Origin of the sequence: Gilliamella apicola (genome assembly GCF_000599985.1) — a bacterium.
GTDB classification, from domain to species: domain Bacteria; phylum Pseudomonadota; class Gammaproteobacteria; order Enterobacterales; family Orbaceae; genus Gilliamella; species Gilliamella apicola.
This window is the reverse complement of record NZ_CP007445.1, coordinates 2389677-2406957: the sequence shown is the minus strand read 5'-3', so window position 1 is coordinate 2406957 and position 17281 is coordinate 2389677. Positions and strand designations below refer to the sequence as shown.

The following is a 17281-nucleotide window of genomic DNA, read 5'->3' as shown; positions in this document are numbered from 1 at the left end:
ATGAACTATTTTTTCTATGTTAGAGTGTATTTAATTTTTATAGCTTACAAAGGGTAGCACACATGAAAATATGTTTTATAAGACAAAAATTATTTAAATACCTATCATTAGCATTCATCGTATGTTCTGCATTTTTTATAAATGCTTGTAACGATTCATCCAAGCAAGCTAATAATCAAACCAAAAAAGAGATTAGTATGGGGGTATCACCAGGTCCTTATAATGATCTTTTTAAAGATGCTGTTAAGCCAATATTAGAATCAGAAGGTTACAAGGTTAAGTTGGTCAATTTTCCACATTTGCTTGAATCGGATGTTGCTTTAAGCGAAGGTAGTATTGATTTAACGGTCGCTCAGCATACTGCTTATATGGATGTTTTTAATAGTCAGCGCAAAGCTAATTTAAAGCCAGTGGTTCATGTGCCGTCTGTACCGGCAGCCATATTTTCGAATAAATATACCTCATTGCAGCAAGTTTTTGCGGGGGCTAAAGTCGCCATTCCACAAGATGCGTCAAATGCAGCACGTTCTTATAACTTACTCGAAAAAGCAGGTTGGATAAAATTGAAGGAAAATGCTAATCCAATCATCGTTAGTAAAAATGATATCGCTCAAAATATTGCGGACATTGAAATTGTTGAAATGGATTCTGCTAATATACCTCGTGTCATGAACGAAGTTGATTTTGCTGTGATACCAGGAAGTATCGTTTATTCAGCTAACATTGACTCAAATAAAGCGTTACTTTCAGAAACTATTATTCCTGATTTAGAAATTATGGTTGTTGTGAACGGTGGTAATGAAAACAGTCAGTGGGCTCAAGATGTTAAACGTATTTATCAATCCCAACAGTTTAAAGATTATATGAAAGAGCATAATCAAAATGGTTATTGGGTAATGCCTAAGGAATAAAACAAAATACCCATTAATATAAAGTATATAATATTATAAAGCCCGTTTAGTCAGGGCTTTTTAATACCTTGTCATCTGTTCATCAATAGCGAGTGCCCAAGCGTCGATCCCACCTGTAAGGTTATATAAATACTCGGTATCAAAGCCATTTTCGGCTAAATAGTTAGCCACATTTAAGCTTCTAACACCGCGGTGGCAGTAAATAACGATATCAATTTCATCAGGAATTTCATCTAAATATAATGGAATGAGATTCATTGGTATATGTGTTGATCCATTAATACTACAAATGGCAACTTCATTAGGTTCACGGACATCAAGTAAGAATAACTTTTCAGATGCCTCTATTTTTTGTGCTAGCTCAGCAGGTGTTATTTCTTTTATGGTAATTGTCATTTAAAGTCCGTTATATTATTTTTTTAAAAGGTAAAAATGTCAAAAAGTTTGAGGTTAACTATACGTTTTAGTAAAAAACATCAAATAATAAAGTCATATCATCCAACTATAATTATGTCGGATGATATGTTTTATTAATTATGCCACTAAGGCTTTACTAATTTTTTCATATAAATCTTTAGAGAGATTATCAAGTTTTAGTAATCGTTCAAGCGCTGTTCGCATCAGTTGTTGACGTTTTTCGCCATAACGTTTCAACCGAATTAGTGGATCGATTAATCTAGCAGCAACTTGTGGATTTTTCTGGTTCAACTCAGTCAAGATTTCAACTAAGAAATGATAACCACTTCCATCTTCAGCATGAAAAGCAACAGGGTTATTATTTACAAAAGCTCCAATTAATGCACGAATGCGATTTGGATTACTCATTGAGAATGAACGGTGAGTTAATAATTTCTTCACAGTTGATAGCACATGGGTATCTGGACTTGTTGCATTAAGGGATAGCCATTTGTCCATTACCAAGCCATCTTGATGCCATTTATTATCAAAATCAGTTAACAATTCATTGTAACAATCAAGTTGCGCTTTAACTGCTGTAGTTAGAGCAGCTAAGCAATCCGTCATGTTATTAGCGTGATAGTATTGCTGACTTACTAATGTGTTGGCATGGGATTTATTATCCGCATAGGCTAATAAAGTTAAACAGCAGTTTTTAAGTGATCGCTTAGCAATATCTTTATGTTCAATATGATAGTCAGCGACTTTATTATTAAAATAAACAGCATTTAATTCGTCGTTCAGTCCATTGGCAAAACGACTTAGTAAAAACTGACGAACTTGATAAATGGCTGTTGGATCGATGACCTTAAATAAATTGGCTAATTCGTTTTCAGACGGTAAAGTCAAAATTTGTGCAATTAAAGCTGGATCTGCCGTTTCTGATAATAATACTGCTCTAAAGGCATCTAATACTGATTCTGGCAGTGTTAATTCACGGTTTTCTTGTAAATTTTCTACATTTAAACGTACATATTTTGCCAACAACATTTGTGCGGCATCATAACGACTAAAAGCATTAGTCGCATGTTGCATCAAAAAAATAAGATCATCATCTTGATAATCATAAGTTAATTTAACCGGTGCTGAAAAATCCCGTAATAGTGAAATAATGGGTTTTTCATTAACATGTTCAAAAATAAATTGCTGTTTAGACTGAGTTAAATTTAAAACATGGTGAATAGGTTTACCTTGATATTGTAGTGTAATTACTTGACCATTATGTTGATATAATTCAATATCTAGCGGAATATGCAGTGCTTGTTTTTTCGCTTGATCTTGAGTTGCAGGAGTATGTTGCTCGACTGTTAAAGTATATTGCTGATTTTTGGAGTCATAACTATCAGTAACAGTTAATTCAGGTGTTCCTGATTGGCTATACCATAATTTGAATTGAGTTAAATCGATTCCTGATGCATCTTGCATTGCTGCTACAAAATCATCACATGTTGCTGCGCTACCGTCATGACGTTCAAAATAGAGCTTCATACCCGCTTGGAATTTGTCTTCGCCTAATAGAGTATGCATCATACGAATCACTTCTGCACCTTTCTCATACACGGTTACCGTGTAAAAATTATTCATTTCAATAACTTGGTCAGGGCGAATAGGGTGTGACATCGGACTAGCATCTTCGGCAAACTGTACAGTGCGCATTAATTTAACGTCATCAATACGTTTAACGGCTCTTGAACCCATGTCTGAACTGAATTCTTGATCTCGAAACACCGTTAATCCTTCTTTTAAGCTAAGTTGGAACCAATCTCGACAAGTAACCCGATCGCCTGTCCAATTGTGAAAATATTCGTGACCAATTACACCTTCAATCCCCAAATAGTCGGTATCGGTTGCTGTTTCTGGTTTAGCTAATACATATTTGGAGTTAAAGATATTCAAACCTTTATTTTCCATTGCGCCCATATTGAAAAAATCAACCGCAACGATCATGAAAATATCTAAATCGTATTCTAAACCAAAGCGTGTTTCATCCCAGCGCATTGAATTCTTTAAGCTCGTCATAGCCCAATGTGAACGGTCTAAATTACCTTTATCTACATAAATTTCTAAATCAACCTTACGATTAGATTGAGTAATAAATTGATCTCTCAATATGTCAAAATCACCTGCAACTAATGCAAATAGATAGGCTGGTTTAGGGAAAGGGTCTTGCCATTGAACCCAATGACGACCGTCAGCAAGTTCACCTTGTGCAATACGGTTACCATTAGAAAGTAGATAAGGATAATGTTGTTTATTGGCAGTGATTCGAGTTGAAAAGCGAGCAAGAACATCAGGACGATCAAGATAATAGGTGATATGTCTAAATCCTTCTGCTTCGCATTGAGTGCATAGTGCTTCACCTGAAACGTATAATCCTTCCAGCGCTGTATTATCAATTGGCTTAATTTCGTTAACAATGGTAAGGGTGAATTCGCTTGGAACATTTTGAATGATTAGACCTGTTTCAGTGATTTGATAATCTTGCCAAGGTTGTTCATTAATGTTGATCGAAATGAGCTTAAGGTCCTCACCATCTAAAATGAGATCGTTTGCTTGCTGGTTTTTTTGCACAACACGGCTACGAGCAGTGACAGTGGTTGTTTCTGGCGCCAAATCAAAATCAAGATCAATGTCTGTAATGGTAAAATCTGGAGTTTTATAATCGAGACGATATTTGGCAATGGGCTGTAATTCAGCTGTTTTGGTATTCATTTTTGTCGTGACCTTTTTGGTTGGTATTCAATCTATATCCTATTTAGTTAGTATTATAGCTGATTAAAAATAATCTTATTACATAATTAATCTATATCTTCACTATTATTCTGCTATAATCTGAGGAATTTTCTTTATAGTAGTAATAATAGATACATATGTTACCAGCAATAATTACATCAATTTTAGATACTGATGCATATAAATTGCATATGCAACAAGCCGTTTTTCATCATTACCCAGATGCAACCGTTGTTGCGCAGTTCCGTTGTCGAAGTGATGATTTATTAGGACATTATGCTGAAGAAATAATGTATCAAGTTAAATTAATGGAATCATTATCGCTTACGGATGATGAATTCAACTATTTATCTGCCATTCCTTTTTTTAAATCCGACTATTTAAATTGGCTTAAAGGTTGGCACTTCAATAGCGATTTACTTACCATAAAAAATGAAGATGGTGTATTAGAAGTTTCAATTGAAGGTAAATGGTTAGATGTTATTTTATGGGAAGTCCCCCTGCTTGCGGTAATTAGTGAAATTGTACATAAGGATCGTTCGCCACAAATCGGCGTACCAGAGGCAATCGCTAGACTAAAAGATAAATTAGCTATATTTAATGAACAAACGGCTAATATGGATATGTCTAGTTTTAGTTTAATGGATTTTGGTACGCGTCGGCGTTATTCGTTTGCGGTACAAGAAGCCGTTGTTAGCTATTTGAAAGATAATTTTCACAATTTTAATAGCACCAGCAACTATTTACTTGCCTATCGTTTAGGGTTAACTCCCGTTGGCACACAAGCTCATGAATGGTTCCAAGCGCATCAACGATTAAGTCCAATTTTGAAAGATTGTCAAAAAGATGCGCTTCGAGTTTGGTTAGATGAGTATCCTAATGATTTAGATATTGCTTTAACTGATTGTATTACTATGGATGCTTTTTTGCGTGATTTCGATCATCATTTTGCTTCTTGTTATCAAGGACTCCGCCATGATTCAGGCGATTCTATTGAATGGGGTGAAAAAGCTATAGCGCATTATCAGCAGTTAGGAATAGATCCTAAAACTAAATTACTCGTTTTTTCTGATAGTTTAAATTTTGATAAAGCCATTAAAATTTATAACCATTTTAATCATCGGGTAAAACTGTCATTCGGTATTGGTGGCTTTTTGGCGTGTGATATTCCGTCAACCGAAGCGAATACCAAAGCTTTGAATATTGTGATTAAATTAACGCAATGCAATAATCAATCAGTGGCTAAATTATCTGATAGTCCAGGTAAAACAATATCTCAAGATTTAGCTTTTATTGATGAGTTAAAACAAACTTTCAATGTTAAATATTAATAATAAATTATTATTAATCTTATAAAAGTAAATCTGTATAAAAAATTTCTAATTGAGTATTAATTCCATTTTATTATGGGGAATCGTTAAAATTTATTTAAACAAATTAATGTAGAGATGGATAATTAAAATGAATTCAGTTGCACCTATTGTTGATGTGTTACAAGGCAAAATCGCCGTTGGTAGCACCATTTCCGTTCAAGGTTGGGTAAGAACTCGCCGTGATTCTAAAGCAGGTATCTCATTTCTAGCAGTTTATGATGGCTCTTGCTTTTCGCCGATTCAAGCTGTTATCGAGAATAATTTACCTAATTATGAACAAGATATTTTGCGTTTAACTGCTGGTTGTTCGGTTAAAGTCACAGGTAAAGTTGTGGAGTCACCAGGGCAAGGGCAAAAATACGAATTACAAGCAACACAGGTTGATGTGTATGGCTTTGTTGATGATCCTGAAACTTATCCTATGGCGGCGAAACGTCACTCAATTGAATATTTGCGTGAAGTAGCTCACTTACGCGCAAGAACCAATATTGTCGGTGCAATAACGCGTGTTCGTCATACGCTTGCTCAAGCTATTCATCAATTTTTTGATGAACGTGGCTTTTTTTGGCTTTCTACGCCAATTATTACGGCATCGGATACCGAAGGTGCGGGCGAGATGTTTCGTGTCTCAACGCTTGATATGTTGAATCTTCCAAAAAACGATAATGATAAAATTGATTACGATAAAGACTTTTTTGGTAAAGAAGCGTTTTTAACCGTATCAGGTCAATTAAATGCTGAAACTTATGCTTGTGCGCTTTCTAAAGTCTATACTTTTGGTCCAACTTTTAGAGCTGAGAATTCAAATACTACGCGCCATTTAGCCGAGTTTTGGATGATGGAGCCTGAAGTTGCGTTTGCTGATCTTGATGATAACGCCAAGCTAGCTGAAGACATGCTGAAATATGTATTTAAGACAGTACTTGAAAAACGTGCTGACGATATGCAATTTTTTGCTCAACATATTGATAAAGATGCAATTACTCGCCTAGAAAACTTTATAAATGCCGATTTTGCACAAGTTGATTACACAGATGCAATCACTATTTTACAAAATTGTGATGCTAAATTTGAAAATCCAGTGAGTTGGGGGATTGATTTAGCTTCGGAACATGAACGTTATTTAGCTGAGCAACATTTTAAAGCGCCTGTTGTTGTTAAAAACTACCCTAAAGACATTAAAGCATTTTATATGCGCATGAATGATGATGGGAAAACGGTAGCAGCAATGGATGTGTTAGCGCCAGGCATTGGTGAAATTATTGGTGGCTCACAACGTGAAGAACGTTTAGATATGCTAGATAAACGTATGGACGAAATGGGTCTCAAAAAAGAAGACTACTGGTGGTATCGTGATTTACGTCGCTATGGTACAGTCCCTCACTCTGGTTTTGGTCTGGGATTTGAACGCTTAATTGTCTATGTCACGGGTGTACAAAATGTCAGAGATGTTATTCCATTCCCAAGAACACCACGCAACGCAAATTTCTAACCTGATCGCATTTCATATGTCTAAACCGATATTAAGTCGGTTTAGATAAAAAAAACTAATCAAAATCCAAAAAAGTACAAAAAGTAGCCAAACAAACCCTTTTTTAACATTAGACATCATGTTTAACGAAAAGTTCACTTGATTTTAATTAAAATTTATACATAATTTACACTGCTGTGAAAAATTAGATAAAAATAATAGATAAAGATATTATTTTTGGATGAATAATCATTGTAGTAAAAATTGACTCAAATCCTATGGACTGTGTCAGTATTAAAATAACCATGAGGGTAAAAAATGAAACTTAATTTATTAGCAATCGCTATTCCTGCACTTTTAGTTGCAGCTGGTGCAAACGCTTCTATTGAAGTATGGAACAAAGACGGCAACAAAGTTGACTTTTATGGTCGAGTAAAAGCTGCTAACAACATCACTGACCGTGCTCAAAAAGGTCAAGGTGATGATACATCAGCTCGTCTAGGTATGTCTGGTCAAACTCAAATCACTGATAGCGTAGTTGGTTATGGTCGTTGGGAATATGAAGCTGATGCTGGTAAAGATTCTCACAACGAAGTTCGTTATGCATTTGCTGGTTTGAACTTTGGTGACTTAGGTTCATTCGATTATGGTCGTAACGATGGTGTGTTAAAAGCAATCACTGCTTATACTGACGTATTACCACAATTTGGTGGTGACGCGTCAAATAACACATGGAACGTACTTTCTTCTCGTACTAAAGCTGTAGCAACTTATCGTAACAACAACTTCTTTGGTTTGTCTGATGACTTCAGCTTTGCTTTACAATATGCAGATAATGGTGATAATTCTAGTCTTATTCATACAGACAGAATCAATCATCAATCAAGAGAAGCTTATGGTGCAAATGCACAATGGCGTATTTTTGATACAGGTTTAACTGCTGGCGCAGGTTATGCTCAAACAACAAAGAAAGGTACACGTCATAATACTTGGGCTGGTGGTCTTAAATATGAAAACTATGACTTATATTTAGGTGCTAACTACTTCCAAAGTAAACTGAAAAAAGCCGACGCTAGATGGATTAATGGTTATACTGTACGTCGTGATGAAAAAATCAGAGGCTTTGAATTAGTTGCTCAATATGGTATTGATTTAGAAGTAGGTCGTTTAACTCCATCTTTAGCTTATGTTCAACATAAATCTAAATTAGATTCTAAGCACTTCGCAAAACATAATTATGTGAGTGGAGAGAATTCCCCTATAGCTAAATATGTGTCTTTAGGTGCAACTTACGATTTAAACAAAAACTTTAGTGCAATTGTTGAATACAAATTCAACTTATTAGATGATGATGATAAAGGTGCTAGATTGAATTCTAACTCTAAACGTGGTAAAGACAAATGGAAACCAGGTACAAAAGATGTGTTAGGTGTTGGTTTAATTTACCAATTCTAATCTCTTGACCTCTTATAAAAAGGCACTTAGGTGCCTTTTTTACTACCTAAAATTTATCTTTTTGAGCAAAAAAACATTTAATGTTTAAAAAAATTAATATTAAATATTAAAATAATTGCAAAACCTCAGATTTAATCTAAAGAACATTGTTAAATATATAGTGTGTACGATTAAAATCTATTTTTAAAAACTAAAATAGATATCACCGTAATAATATAATTGCTATTTTTAGTAGTTAATTATTAAGTCCAGAGCAAAGTAATTTGCTTCTTTAAAAATAAAATATACCTACGAGGGTAACAAAATGAAACGTAATCTATTAGCAATTGCTATCCCTGCGCTTTTAATTGCAGGTACAGCTAACGCTTCTATCGAAGTATGGAACAAAGATGGTAATAAAGTTGACTTTTATGGTCGAGTTTATGCTTTAAACTATATTACTGATCGCAACAATCAAACTGGCGAAGGTGACAAAACTACTGCTCGTTTGGGGATGTCAGGACAAACCCAAGTTACTGATAGTTTAACGGGGTATGGTCGTTGGGAATATGAAGCTAAAACTGGCAAAAATGCAGATAACGAAACTCGTTATGCATTTGCAGGTTTAAACTTTGGTGATTTTGGTTCATTCGACTATGGTCGTAATGATGGTGTGTTAAAAACCTTAACTTCATATACCGATGTTTTACCTGAATTTGGTGGCGATGCATCAGATAATAATCTTTATGCTTTAACTGCACGTACTAAAGCTGTAGCAACTTACCGTAACTCAGATTTCTTCGGTCTAGTTAATGGTTTACGCTTTGCTGTTCAATACGCTGACAATGGTGATAATAGTTCAACTAGTCATTTCAATGAACATACTCTAAATGGTCACAACAGTGCTGAAGCATGGGGTTCAGTGGTAGATTGGGATGTGCTTGACACTGGTCTAACTGTTGGTGCTGGATATGCACAAACAGGTGGTCATAAAGATGCTAAATCATGGTCAGCAGGTGTTAAATATGACAACAATAATCTATATTTAGCAGCACTTTATATTGAAGGAAAACAAAAATATGGTTGGGACAATGCTACAACTGAGCGTCGTGCGGATGATTTAAAAACTAAAGGTTTTGAATTTGTAGCACAATATGGTATCGACTTTGAAGTTGGTCGTTTAACTCCATCTTTAGCTTATATCCAACATAAAGTTAAAGATGCATCTAGCTTAACAAGCGATGCTGGCCTTAAAGGTAATGACCTAGCTAAATATGTTGATGTTGGTCTAACTTATGACTTCAACAAAAACCTACAAGCTATCATTGATTACAAAATTAACTTGTTAGATAAAGATGATATTGGTGCACGTCGTGCGCTTTACGAAGACGGTGCATTTACTAAATCACAAATTAAAGCTACAACTAAAGATACCGTTGCACTTGGTTTAATCTATCAATTCTAATTGGTTGTAACTTATTAAATTCTAAAAAGGCACTTCGGTGCCTTTTTTATTATCAATTGATCAATAAATATCCCTTGCACTTTAATTCATACTCTGTTAAAAAATTAAAAAAATAATAAAGAATTAGGACAACAAAAATGCTTTATACCACTCGTAAATTACCGGCAAGAAAAAATATTGCATTAGTTGCGCATGATCACTTGAAACAATCACTATTAAATTGGTGTCAAAAAAATCGAGAAGAGCTTGCACATCATAATTTATGTGGAACAGGAACAACGGGCACCTTAATTAAAAAAGAAACAGGATTAAATATTACACCAATGCTTAGTGGTCCTATGGGCGGTGATCAGCAAATAGGCGCATTAATTGCGGAAGGTAAAATTGATATTCTTATCTTCTTTTGGGATCCACTTAATGCTGTACCACACGATCCAGATGTTAAAGCATTATTAAGGTTATCAACTGTTTGGAATATACCCGTTGCTACTAACCAAGCTACCGCTAATGCATTAATACAATCGGCAATCTTTAAACAAGAAGTTGATATCGAAATTCCTGATTATCAAAGTTATTTAGCTGAAAGAGTTAAGTAAATGCCAATACCATCCCAAATTCGCAAAACTGGCAGACAAATACTCTTATTGGATAATTTATTTATTGTCTTAGGTTTTTACGTAGTTTTTCCTTTGGTCTCGACGCATTTTGTAAGTCAAGTCGGATGGAGTGCTCTATTTGTCGGTTTTGCTTTAGGTTTTCGTCAATTTGTGCAACAAGGTTTTGGTATTATTGGTGGTGCGATAGCCGATCGTTTTGGCGCAAAGCCTATGATTGTTACTGGAATGTTTTTGCGTTGCGTCGGATTTATTTCGATGGCGGTTGCTAGCGAACCTTGGCTTTTGATACTTTCTTGTTTGCTTTCAGCATTAGGAGGATTACTTTTTGATCCACCTCGCATGGGATTGACCATTAAATTCACTCGTCCACATGAGCGCGGCAAATTTATTTCGCTATTAATGATACAAGACAATGCAGGTGCAGTTATTGGAGCGCTCATTGGTGGGATTTTAATTGATTACGACTTCCATTTAGTTTGCTGGTGTGGGGCTTTTATTTTCTTTTTGTGCGGTATTTTTAATATTTTCTTTTTGCCTGCTTACCATATTGCTATAGGTAAAGCGCCGATCATTAATGGTATGAAAATGGTTGTGAAAGATAAAAAATTTACCCGTTATGTGCTTACTCTGACCGGATATTATGTGTTATGGGTACAGATAATGTTGATGTTACCGCTCACTATAACGCAAGTATCTGGTAGCCCTAGTTATGTAAAATGGATGTATGCAATTCAAGCTTGTATTTCATTGGTATTGCTTTACCCACTTGCACGCTTAAGTGAAAAATATTTTAGATTGGATCAACGCCTTAAATTTGGTCTATTTTTGATGTCATTTGCTTTTATTATCATAGGTTTTACTACACATTTATCTATACTTTTATCACTGATTGCACTCTTTTATTTAGGGGCGATTATTGCTGAACCTGCCAGAGAAACTTTATCAACGGTCCTAACAAATCCTAAAGCTAAAGGTAGTTATATGGGGTTTAGTCGGTTAGGACTTGCTCTGGGAGGATTTATTGGTTATACCGGTGCGGGATGGCTTTATGATATTGCAATAAAGATTGGTTTCCCACACTTGCCTTGGATTATATTAACCTTTGTTGGTCTATTAACATTGGCGTATTTACAGTTTTTATTTAAAGATGAACCGCCACTGGTTCGCGTTAAGATGAAAAAGATTGGTTAATTTCACCATCTTTAAATAAAATTGCTTCACTGGTGTTAAGCTTATTCCATGTCTCATTTGACGTTAAAGGTAACGTAGAAATTATCGTTACTACATCATTAGGAGTTGTATGTTTTTGAAAATCAATTTCTACATCTTCATCTAGTAATTTTGCTTTGCCAAAGGGGGCTCTACGGGTTATCCAATGTAGATTGGTGGTACAGTAAGCAAAGACAAATTGCCCATCAGAAAGTAGCATATTAAATATACCCAGCTTACTGAGATTATCAGCACAAAGCTTTATAAAGCGAAATAAGGCTAAATCATCAGTAGGTTGTTGTGGATACGTTTGATGCAGTTGGTTAATTAAGTAACAAAAAGCATACTCACTGTCTGTTTCACCGACGGGTTGAAAAAGGCCTGTATCAAGATTTTGGTAATCAGTTAATTGGCCATTGTGGGCAAAAGTCCAATTTTTCCCCCACAACTGACGCGTAAATGGATGGGTATTTTCAAGCGCGACTCCGCCTCGATTCGCTTGTCGAATATGCGCAATTACAGCCTTAGACTTTATAGGATATTCTTGAACCATTTTGGCGATTGCTGAGTAGCTACAAGGTTCAGGATCTTTGAATGTACGGCAACCTTTTCCTTCATAGAAAGTGATTCCCCAGCCATCTTTATGGGGACCTTTATCCCCACCTCGTTTGATTAAGCTAGTAAAACTAAAACAGATGTCAGTTGGCACATTAGCACTCATGCCTAATAGTTCACACATTTTATTTGATCATCTCTTTTTCAATAAGCAGAATAAGAATATGGATAATTTTAATATGGATTTCTTGTACGCGATCTGCGTAGCCAAAATGTGGAACACGAATATCCACATCAGCAAGACCATTCATCTTACCACCATCTTTACCTGTTAATGTAATAATCTTCATGCCTTTTTGTTTAGCCGCTTCAATGGCTTTAATTACATTGGTTGAATTACCTGAAGTTGAAATACCGAGTAATACATCGCCTTTGTTACCAACACCTTCAACATAGCGTGAAAAAATATAATCAAATCCATAATCATTACCTACACATGAAATATGGCTTACATCCGATATTGCAATCGCAGGATAGGAAGGACGATTATCACGAAAACGACCTGTTAGCTCTTCAGCAAAATGCATAGCATCACAATGAGAACCGCCATTACCGCACGATAATACTTTACCACCTTGCTTAAATGAATCAGCAACTAATATCGCTGCTTGTTGAATTGCTTCAAGATTTTTATTATCCGAAACAAAGTTCGTTAATACCTCAATTGCTTGAGTTAATTCGTTTCGAATGTTGTCAATATACATCAGTCCTACCTCGTAATTAAAAAAGCTTCTTACCATTGTAGTTTTTTCCTAACTGCTTGCAAGCGATAATAAAAATTAAATTACAAATTTTATAAAAAAGTTTCAGCTAAGGAATACGTTTAAGTAAAGAAAGAGAAAGTGACAAGAAATTATCAGATTAATATATTAATTTGTTATGTTAACGAGTAATAAAAAATTATTGAGTATTAATAGACAAAATATTTGTATTTCTTTTCCAGTAAATTGTCAGAGAAAGCTTGCTCGAAACGTTATTTGCCAATAGGATAAGCCGTTAATTTGTGATACAATTTCACAAGAAAATTTTCACGAATAAAGATAGTGAAATTGCATTTAAAATCAATAGATAAGGAATTAATATGCAAACTGTTACAGGTCAAGTTGTTGCGCCCAATGCTAAAGTTGCCATTATTGTGGCTCGATTTAATCAATTCATTAACGAAAGTTTGGTCAATGGTGCAGTTGACGCGTTGACTCGTATTGGTCAAGTTGATGAAAAAAATATTACCATAATTTGGGTGCCAGGTGCTTACGAAATTCCTTTAACCGCTAAAGTTGCAGCGCAATCAAAAAAATACGATGCAATTGTGGCATTAGGTACGGTTATTCGTGGTAGCACAGCGCATTTTGATTTTGTTGCAGGTGAATCGAGTTCTGGATTATTAAGTGCAAGTTTGGATAACATCATTCCGGTAGGATTTGGTATTTTAACAACCGAATCTATTGAACAAGCTATTGAACGTGCAGGTACAAAAGCTGGAAATAAAGGTGCCGAAGCAGCTTTAACTGCATTAGAAATGCTAAATATTATCAAAGCAATTAAGGAGTAATTTAGTGGCATTAGTTAATCCTCGTCGTCGAGCAAGAGAGTGTGCGGTACAGGCCATTTACTCTTGGCAAGTTTCTAGAAACGATCTTGCTGATGTTGAGACCAGTTTTATTGCAGAACAAGACATGAAAGGTGTTGATACTAAGTATTTTCGAGAATTGTTACATGGTGTTGCTAAAAACACTGCGGAATTAGACGAAAAAATGGCACCTTATCTCACTGAACGTAAAGTCGAAGAGCTAGGCCAAGTAGAACTTGCCATATTACGCATTGCACTTTATGAATTAATGAAGCGTCAAGATGTACCTTATAAAGTAGTGATAAACGAAGCGATAGACTTGACTAAAACATTCGGTGCTGCTGATAGCCATAAATTTGTTAATGGTGTATTAGATAAGATAGCCCCAACCATCCGAACGCGATAACCGATTAATTGTGAGATTGATATGACCGACAATACTGAAAAAAGTAAACCAACTATTTTTTACGCTAAACATAGCGATCCTAAAAAGCACTCTCGTGCTAATAAAGAAAGTTCTACTGGATGGAAAGATAAGCGTAAAAATGATGTATTTCAGTCTAAACCGAAGCGTGATCGTAATGACCGTATTGAAACTTTTCAAGCGCGCAGTGATAGGCCAAGGTTTGCAAAACAAAGTATTGTTGTTGAATTAAATCGATCTCCATCAGAAATTGAACACGATTCACCATGGCAGAAAAAAGTACGTGCCAATGATCAAACACCAACATTTGGTTATGACGGATATAGACAACGCAAAGAAGAAACCTTAGTTTACAGCGAAAATAGCTGTAAAGCGGTATTCAAACATCGACGCACTGCTATTGTAAAATTGTTTATTATCCAAGAGATGACTTATCAGTTTAAAGAATTAATTAATTGGTTAGTTCAAGAGCGTTTAGGTTATGATATTGTCTCTAATGAACAGCTTAATAAAATAACTCAAACACCGCATCATGGTGGAGTCTGTTTGATTGTTAAAAAACGTATTCCATTAACCTTATTAAATTATTTAGAACAAAAAAGTGATGTCGATAAGGATTGTATTTTAGCCATTGATGATGTTAATAATCCACATAATTTAGGTGGTTTAATAAGAAGTGCGGCTTTTTATCGTGTAAATGCTGTCATGTTACGTCAAACTAATCTGCTTAATAGTGGCGCTGCAATGCGAGTGGCAGAAGGCGGTATCGAAGCGGTTGAATCAATTAAAAGTGATGATTTTATTGCTTCGCTTGATATGTTAAAGCAGCATGGTTATCAAGTCGTTGCTTTATTGCCTTGTCAAACAAAATCGGTTGCTTCTAGCGAATTACATAAAATTCGATTTAATAAAAAGGTTGCTTTGGTTATTTTTCAGCAAATTAATATGAAACTTATTAGCTGTGCTGATGTCGTTGTACATTTGAAAGGTAATGATAATATGCCGGCACTGAATATTTCAGTTGCTACAGGAATTTTATTATCAAATTTATAAAAATATTGGGTTATAATATTATTAATTATTGTCAAATAGTTATACCAAACTAGCTGAAAAATTATTTGGTAAAATATCTTCAATAGCATCATTTGGTTAGAAATTGCTTTTTTTTTCTGTACATTGTTAACTAGTAAAGCATATAAATGTGTTGGTGTTTGTTATGGCGTCTGAGTATAAAGTTGGTTTAATTTTTGGTAAGTTTTATCCTTTACATTGTGGTCATATCTATTTAATTGAAAAAGCGATGACACAAGTTGATGAACTGCATATTTTCCTTGGCTGTGAAGCAACTCGAGATAAAGAGCTTTTTGATAAAAGTAATCTACCAAGACAACCTCAAGTTAGCGATCGTTTTTCATGGTTGAAAGAAACATTTAAAGATCGTCATAATATTCATGTACATATTTTAGATGAAGCGGGTATTAAATCTTATCCCAATGGCTGGAAAGATTGGAGTGATCGTGTTAAACAGATTTTATCTAAGCATAAAATTAAACCAAATGTTGTGTTCACAAGTGAACCACAAGATGTCAAAGATTATGAATTCTATTTTAACAGCCCAGTAATTATTGTTGATGCTGATCGTAATTTTATGAATATCAGTGCAACACAAATTCGTCAGAATCCTTATAAAAATTGGTCATTTATTGCTGATGCAGCTAAACCATTTTTTGTTAAAAAAGTCGCAATTATTGGTCAAGGTAAATTCAATGATTTATCGCTACAACTAGCCAATATTTACAATACGCAACATGTTAGTAATGGCTACATTAACTATATAGACCGAGAGATTTCAACTCCATATAATCAACGTTATCTTAGTGAAACTGACTATATTCGCATAGCAATTTTACATGTGGAACGACTTTCAAGAGCAGTAGAAAATAGCAATAAACTGCTTTTTACAACAATTGACTTTGATACATTAGCTCAATATTACACACAGATTTTCGAAAAAGAAAATCAAGTGTTGAAAGGGCTGAAAGAGAGTTATCATTTTGATTTAGTGATTCATCAAAATGATCTCGATCCTAATCATACTCCTGCACAACATTTTGAGACTGTAAGCAAGATGGTTGAAGCATTATTGATTTAGTTCATCACATTTATTCATGCTTATGTTAAAATAAGCTAAATCTTTGTGATAGGTAAATTTTTATGTCTCAATCATCTGACAATCAAGATAAAGCAAATCAAGAAAAAATTGATTTTGGTTATCGCCAAGTCCTAAGAGAAGAAAAAGTTAAACGTGTTGCTGATGTATTTCATTCTGTTGCGGATAAATATGATGTAATGAATGATTTGATGTCATTTGGTATTCATCGTATTTGGAAAAAAATTACCATTGAATATAGCAGTGTACGCAAAGGTCAAAAAGTATTAGACCTTGCTGGTGGAACAGGTGATTTAACTGCAAAATTTTCTCAACTTGTCGGTGATAATGGCTTAGTTGTTTTGGCAGACATCAATGAATCCATGTTAAAAGTTGGACGTGATAAGCTACGCGACAAAGGGCTATTTAAAAATATCGAATATGTACAGGCTAATGCTGAAGAACTACCTTTTGCGGATAACTATTTCGATTGTATTACCATTTCGTTTGGTCTTCGCAATGTTACTGATAAAGATAAAGCATTACGATCTATGTGGCGAGTATTAAAGCCAGGTGGGCGTTTACTCATTCTGGAATTTTCTAAACCACAATACAAAATTCTAAATAAAGCTTATGATCTTTATTCCTTTACCATGTTACCACTAATGGGCAAAATTGTGGCAAATGATTCTGATAGCTATCGTTATTTAGCAGAATCAATCCGCATGCATCCAAATCAAAATACCTTAAAGAAAATGATGGAAGATGCAGGCTTTGTCGATGTTAAATATCACAACATGACAGGTGGAATTGTCGCATTACACACCGGCTTTAAATTTTGAAGCGATGACAAA

16 protein-coding genes are annotated in these 17281 nt (G+C 34.8%); 12 read left to right on the top strand and 4 right to left on the bottom strand.

All coding sequences use genetic code 11. From position 1 onward, the window contains the following. Window positions 1-62: 62 nt before the first annotated feature. Window positions 63-911 (top strand): MetQ/NlpA family ABC transporter substrate-binding protein, encoded by an 849-nt coding sequence (locus GAPWK_RS10800; RefSeq protein ID WP_038517487.1) that lies wholly within the window; start codon window positions 63-65, stop codon window positions 909-911. A gap of 60 nt (window positions 912-971) precedes the next feature. Here GAPWK_RS10800 and GAPWK_RS10795 read toward each other — a convergent pair whose 3' ends face one another. Then, window positions 972-1307: a rhodanese-like domain-containing protein gene (locus tag GAPWK_RS10795; protein ID WP_086271154.1), complete on the bottom strand. Its 336-nt coding sequence runs from the start codon at window positions 1305-1307 to the stop codon at window positions 972-974. Between the two features lie 138 nt (window positions 1308-1445). Further along, window positions 1446-4079: an aminopeptidase N gene (gene pepN, locus GAPWK_RS10790; protein WP_025316238.1), complete on the bottom strand. Its 2634-nt coding sequence runs from the start codon at window positions 4077-4079 to the stop codon at window positions 1446-1448. A gap of 158 nt (window positions 4080-4237) precedes the next feature. Between pepN and pncB the strand changes: the two genes are divergently transcribed. From pncB to mdtH, 6 genes are all read left to right on the top strand, one after another. Next, window positions 4238-5431, top strand: a complete 1194-nt coding sequence (gene pncB, locus GAPWK_RS10785; protein WP_025316237.1) for a nicotinate phosphoribosyltransferase — start codon at window positions 4238-4240, stop codon at window positions 5429-5431. Window positions 5432-5561: 130 nt separating this feature from the next. Further along, complete coding sequence (gene asnS / locus GAPWK_RS10780) at window positions 5562-6965, top strand: asparagine--tRNA ligase (protein WP_025316236.1); 1404 nt, start codon at window positions 5562-5564, stop codon at window positions 6963-6965. A 297-nt stretch (window positions 6966-7262) separates the two neighbouring features. Continuing rightward, complete coding sequence (locus GAPWK_RS10775; protein WP_025316235.1) at window positions 7263-8399, top strand: porin; 1137 nt, start codon at window positions 7263-7265, stop codon at window positions 8397-8399. Between the two features lie 304 nt (window positions 8400-8703). After that, window positions 8704-9843, top strand: coding sequence for a porin (locus GAPWK_RS10770; protein WP_025316234.1), 1140 nt, complete (start codon window positions 8704-8706; stop codon window positions 9841-9843). 137 nt (window positions 9844-9980) lie between these two features. After that, complete coding sequence (locus GAPWK_RS10765) at window positions 9981-10439, top strand: methylglyoxal synthase (protein WP_025316233.1); 459 nt, start codon at window positions 9981-9983, stop codon at window positions 10437-10439. Continuing rightward, window positions 10440-11651, top strand: a complete 1212-nt coding sequence (gene mdtH, locus GAPWK_RS10760; RefSeq protein WP_025316232.1) for a multidrug efflux MFS transporter MdtH — start codon at window positions 10440-10442, stop codon at window positions 11649-11651. On the opposite strand, the gene GAPWK_RS10755 is transcribed toward mdtH, so the two are convergent. After that, the gene (locus GAPWK_RS10755) at window positions 11629-12408 is read right to left on the bottom strand and encodes a class II glutamine amidotransferase (RefSeq protein WP_025316231.1); all 780 of its coding nucleotides are present in this window, start codon (window positions 12406-12408) and stop codon (window positions 11629-11631) included. The genes mdtH and GAPWK_RS10755 overlap by 23 nt on opposite strands. A 1-nt stretch (window position 12409) precedes the next feature. After that, window positions 12410-12988, bottom strand: a complete 579-nt coding sequence (lpcA, locus tag GAPWK_RS10750; RefSeq protein WP_025316230.1) for a D-sedoheptulose 7-phosphate isomerase — start codon at window positions 12986-12988, stop codon at window positions 12410-12412. Window positions 12989-13365: 377 nt separating this feature from the next. On the opposite strand from lpcA, the gene ribH reads away from it, so the two are divergent. From ribH to ubiE, 5 genes are all read left to right on the top strand, one after another. After that, window positions 13366-13836, top strand: a complete 471-nt coding sequence (gene ribH / locus GAPWK_RS10745; RefSeq protein ID WP_025316229.1) for a 6,7-dimethyl-8-ribityllumazine synthase — start codon at window positions 13366-13368, stop codon at window positions 13834-13836. 4 nt (window positions 13837-13840) lie between these two features. Then, window positions 13841-14260 carry a transcription antitermination factor NusB gene (gene nusB / locus GAPWK_RS10740; RefSeq protein WP_025316228.1) on the top strand — a complete coding sequence of 140 codons (420 nt, stop codon included), beginning with the start codon at window positions 13841-13843 and terminating at the stop codon, window positions 14258-14260. 21 nt (window positions 14261-14281) lie between these two features. After that, a complete protein-coding gene (locus GAPWK_RS10735; protein WP_051516282.1) occupies window positions 14282-15331 on the top strand; it encodes a TrmH family RNA methyltransferase in 1050 nt (349 codons plus the stop codon). A gap of 163 nt (window positions 15332-15494) precedes the next feature. Then, window positions 15495-16430, top strand: coding sequence for a multifunctional transcriptional regulator/nicotinamide-nucleotide adenylyltransferase/ribosylnicotinamide kinase NadR (nadR, locus tag GAPWK_RS10730; protein ID WP_025316227.1), 936 nt, complete (start codon window positions 15495-15497; stop codon window positions 16428-16430). A 62-nt stretch (window positions 16431-16492) separates the two neighbouring features. After that, a complete protein-coding gene (gene ubiE / locus GAPWK_RS10725; RefSeq protein ID WP_025316226.1) occupies window positions 16493-17269 on the top strand; it encodes a bifunctional demethylmenaquinone methyltransferase/2-methoxy-6-polyprenyl-1,4-benzoquinol methylase UbiE in 777 nt (258 codons plus the stop codon). Window positions 17270-17281 lie beyond the last annotated feature (12 nt).

What these genes read in the sequence shown, in the direction of transcription:
- GAPWK_RS10800 (WP_038517487.1), top strand. Translation starts at nt 63, where the DNA reads ATGAAAATATGTTTTATAAGACAAAAATTATTTAAATACCTATCATTA.
- GAPWK_RS10795 (WP_086271154.1), bottom strand. Translation starts at nt 1,307, where the DNA reads ATGACAATTACCATAAAAGAAATAACACCTGCTGAGCTAGCACAAAAA.
- pepN (WP_025316238.1), bottom strand. Translation starts at nt 4,079, where the DNA reads ATGAATACCAAAACAGCTGAATTACAGCCCATTGCCAAATATCGTCTC.
- pncB (WP_025316237.1), top strand. Translation starts at nt 4,238, where the DNA reads ATGTTACCAGCAATAATTACATCAATTTTAGATACTGATGCATATAAA.
- asnS (WP_025316236.1), top strand. Translation starts at nt 5,562, where the DNA reads ATGAATTCAGTTGCACCTATTGTTGATGTGTTACAAGGCAAAATCGCC.
- GAPWK_RS10775 (WP_025316235.1), top strand. Translation starts at nt 7,263, where the DNA reads ATGAAACTTAATTTATTAGCAATCGCTATTCCTGCACTTTTAGTTGCA.
- GAPWK_RS10770 (WP_025316234.1), top strand. Translation starts at nt 8,704, where the DNA reads ATGAAACGTAATCTATTAGCAATTGCTATCCCTGCGCTTTTAATTGCA.
- GAPWK_RS10765 (WP_025316233.1), top strand. Translation starts at nt 9,981, where the DNA reads ATGCTTTATACCACTCGTAAATTACCGGCAAGAAAAAATATTGCATTA.
- mdtH (WP_025316232.1), top strand. Translation starts at nt 10,440, where the DNA reads ATGCCAATACCATCCCAAATTCGCAAAACTGGCAGACAAATACTCTTA.
- GAPWK_RS10755 (WP_025316231.1), bottom strand. Translation starts at nt 12,408, where the DNA reads ATGTGTGAACTATTAGGCATGAGTGCTAATGTGCCAACTGACATCTGT.
- lpcA (WP_025316230.1), bottom strand. Translation starts at nt 12,988, where the DNA reads ATGTATATTGACAACATTCGAAACGAATTAACTCAAGCAATTGAGGTA.
- ribH (WP_025316229.1), top strand. Translation starts at nt 13,366, where the DNA reads ATGCAAACTGTTACAGGTCAAGTTGTTGCGCCCAATGCTAAAGTTGCC.
- GAPWK_RS10735 (WP_051516282.1), top strand. Translation starts at nt 14,282, where the DNA reads ATGACCGACAATACTGAAAAAAGTAAACCAACTATTTTTTACGCTAAA.
- nadR (WP_025316227.1), top strand. Translation starts at nt 15,495, where the DNA reads ATGGCGTCTGAGTATAAAGTTGGTTTAATTTTTGGTAAGTTTTATCCT.
- ubiE (WP_025316226.1), top strand. Translation starts at nt 16,493, where the DNA reads ATGTCTCAATCATCTGACAATCAAGATAAAGCAAATCAAGAAAAAATT.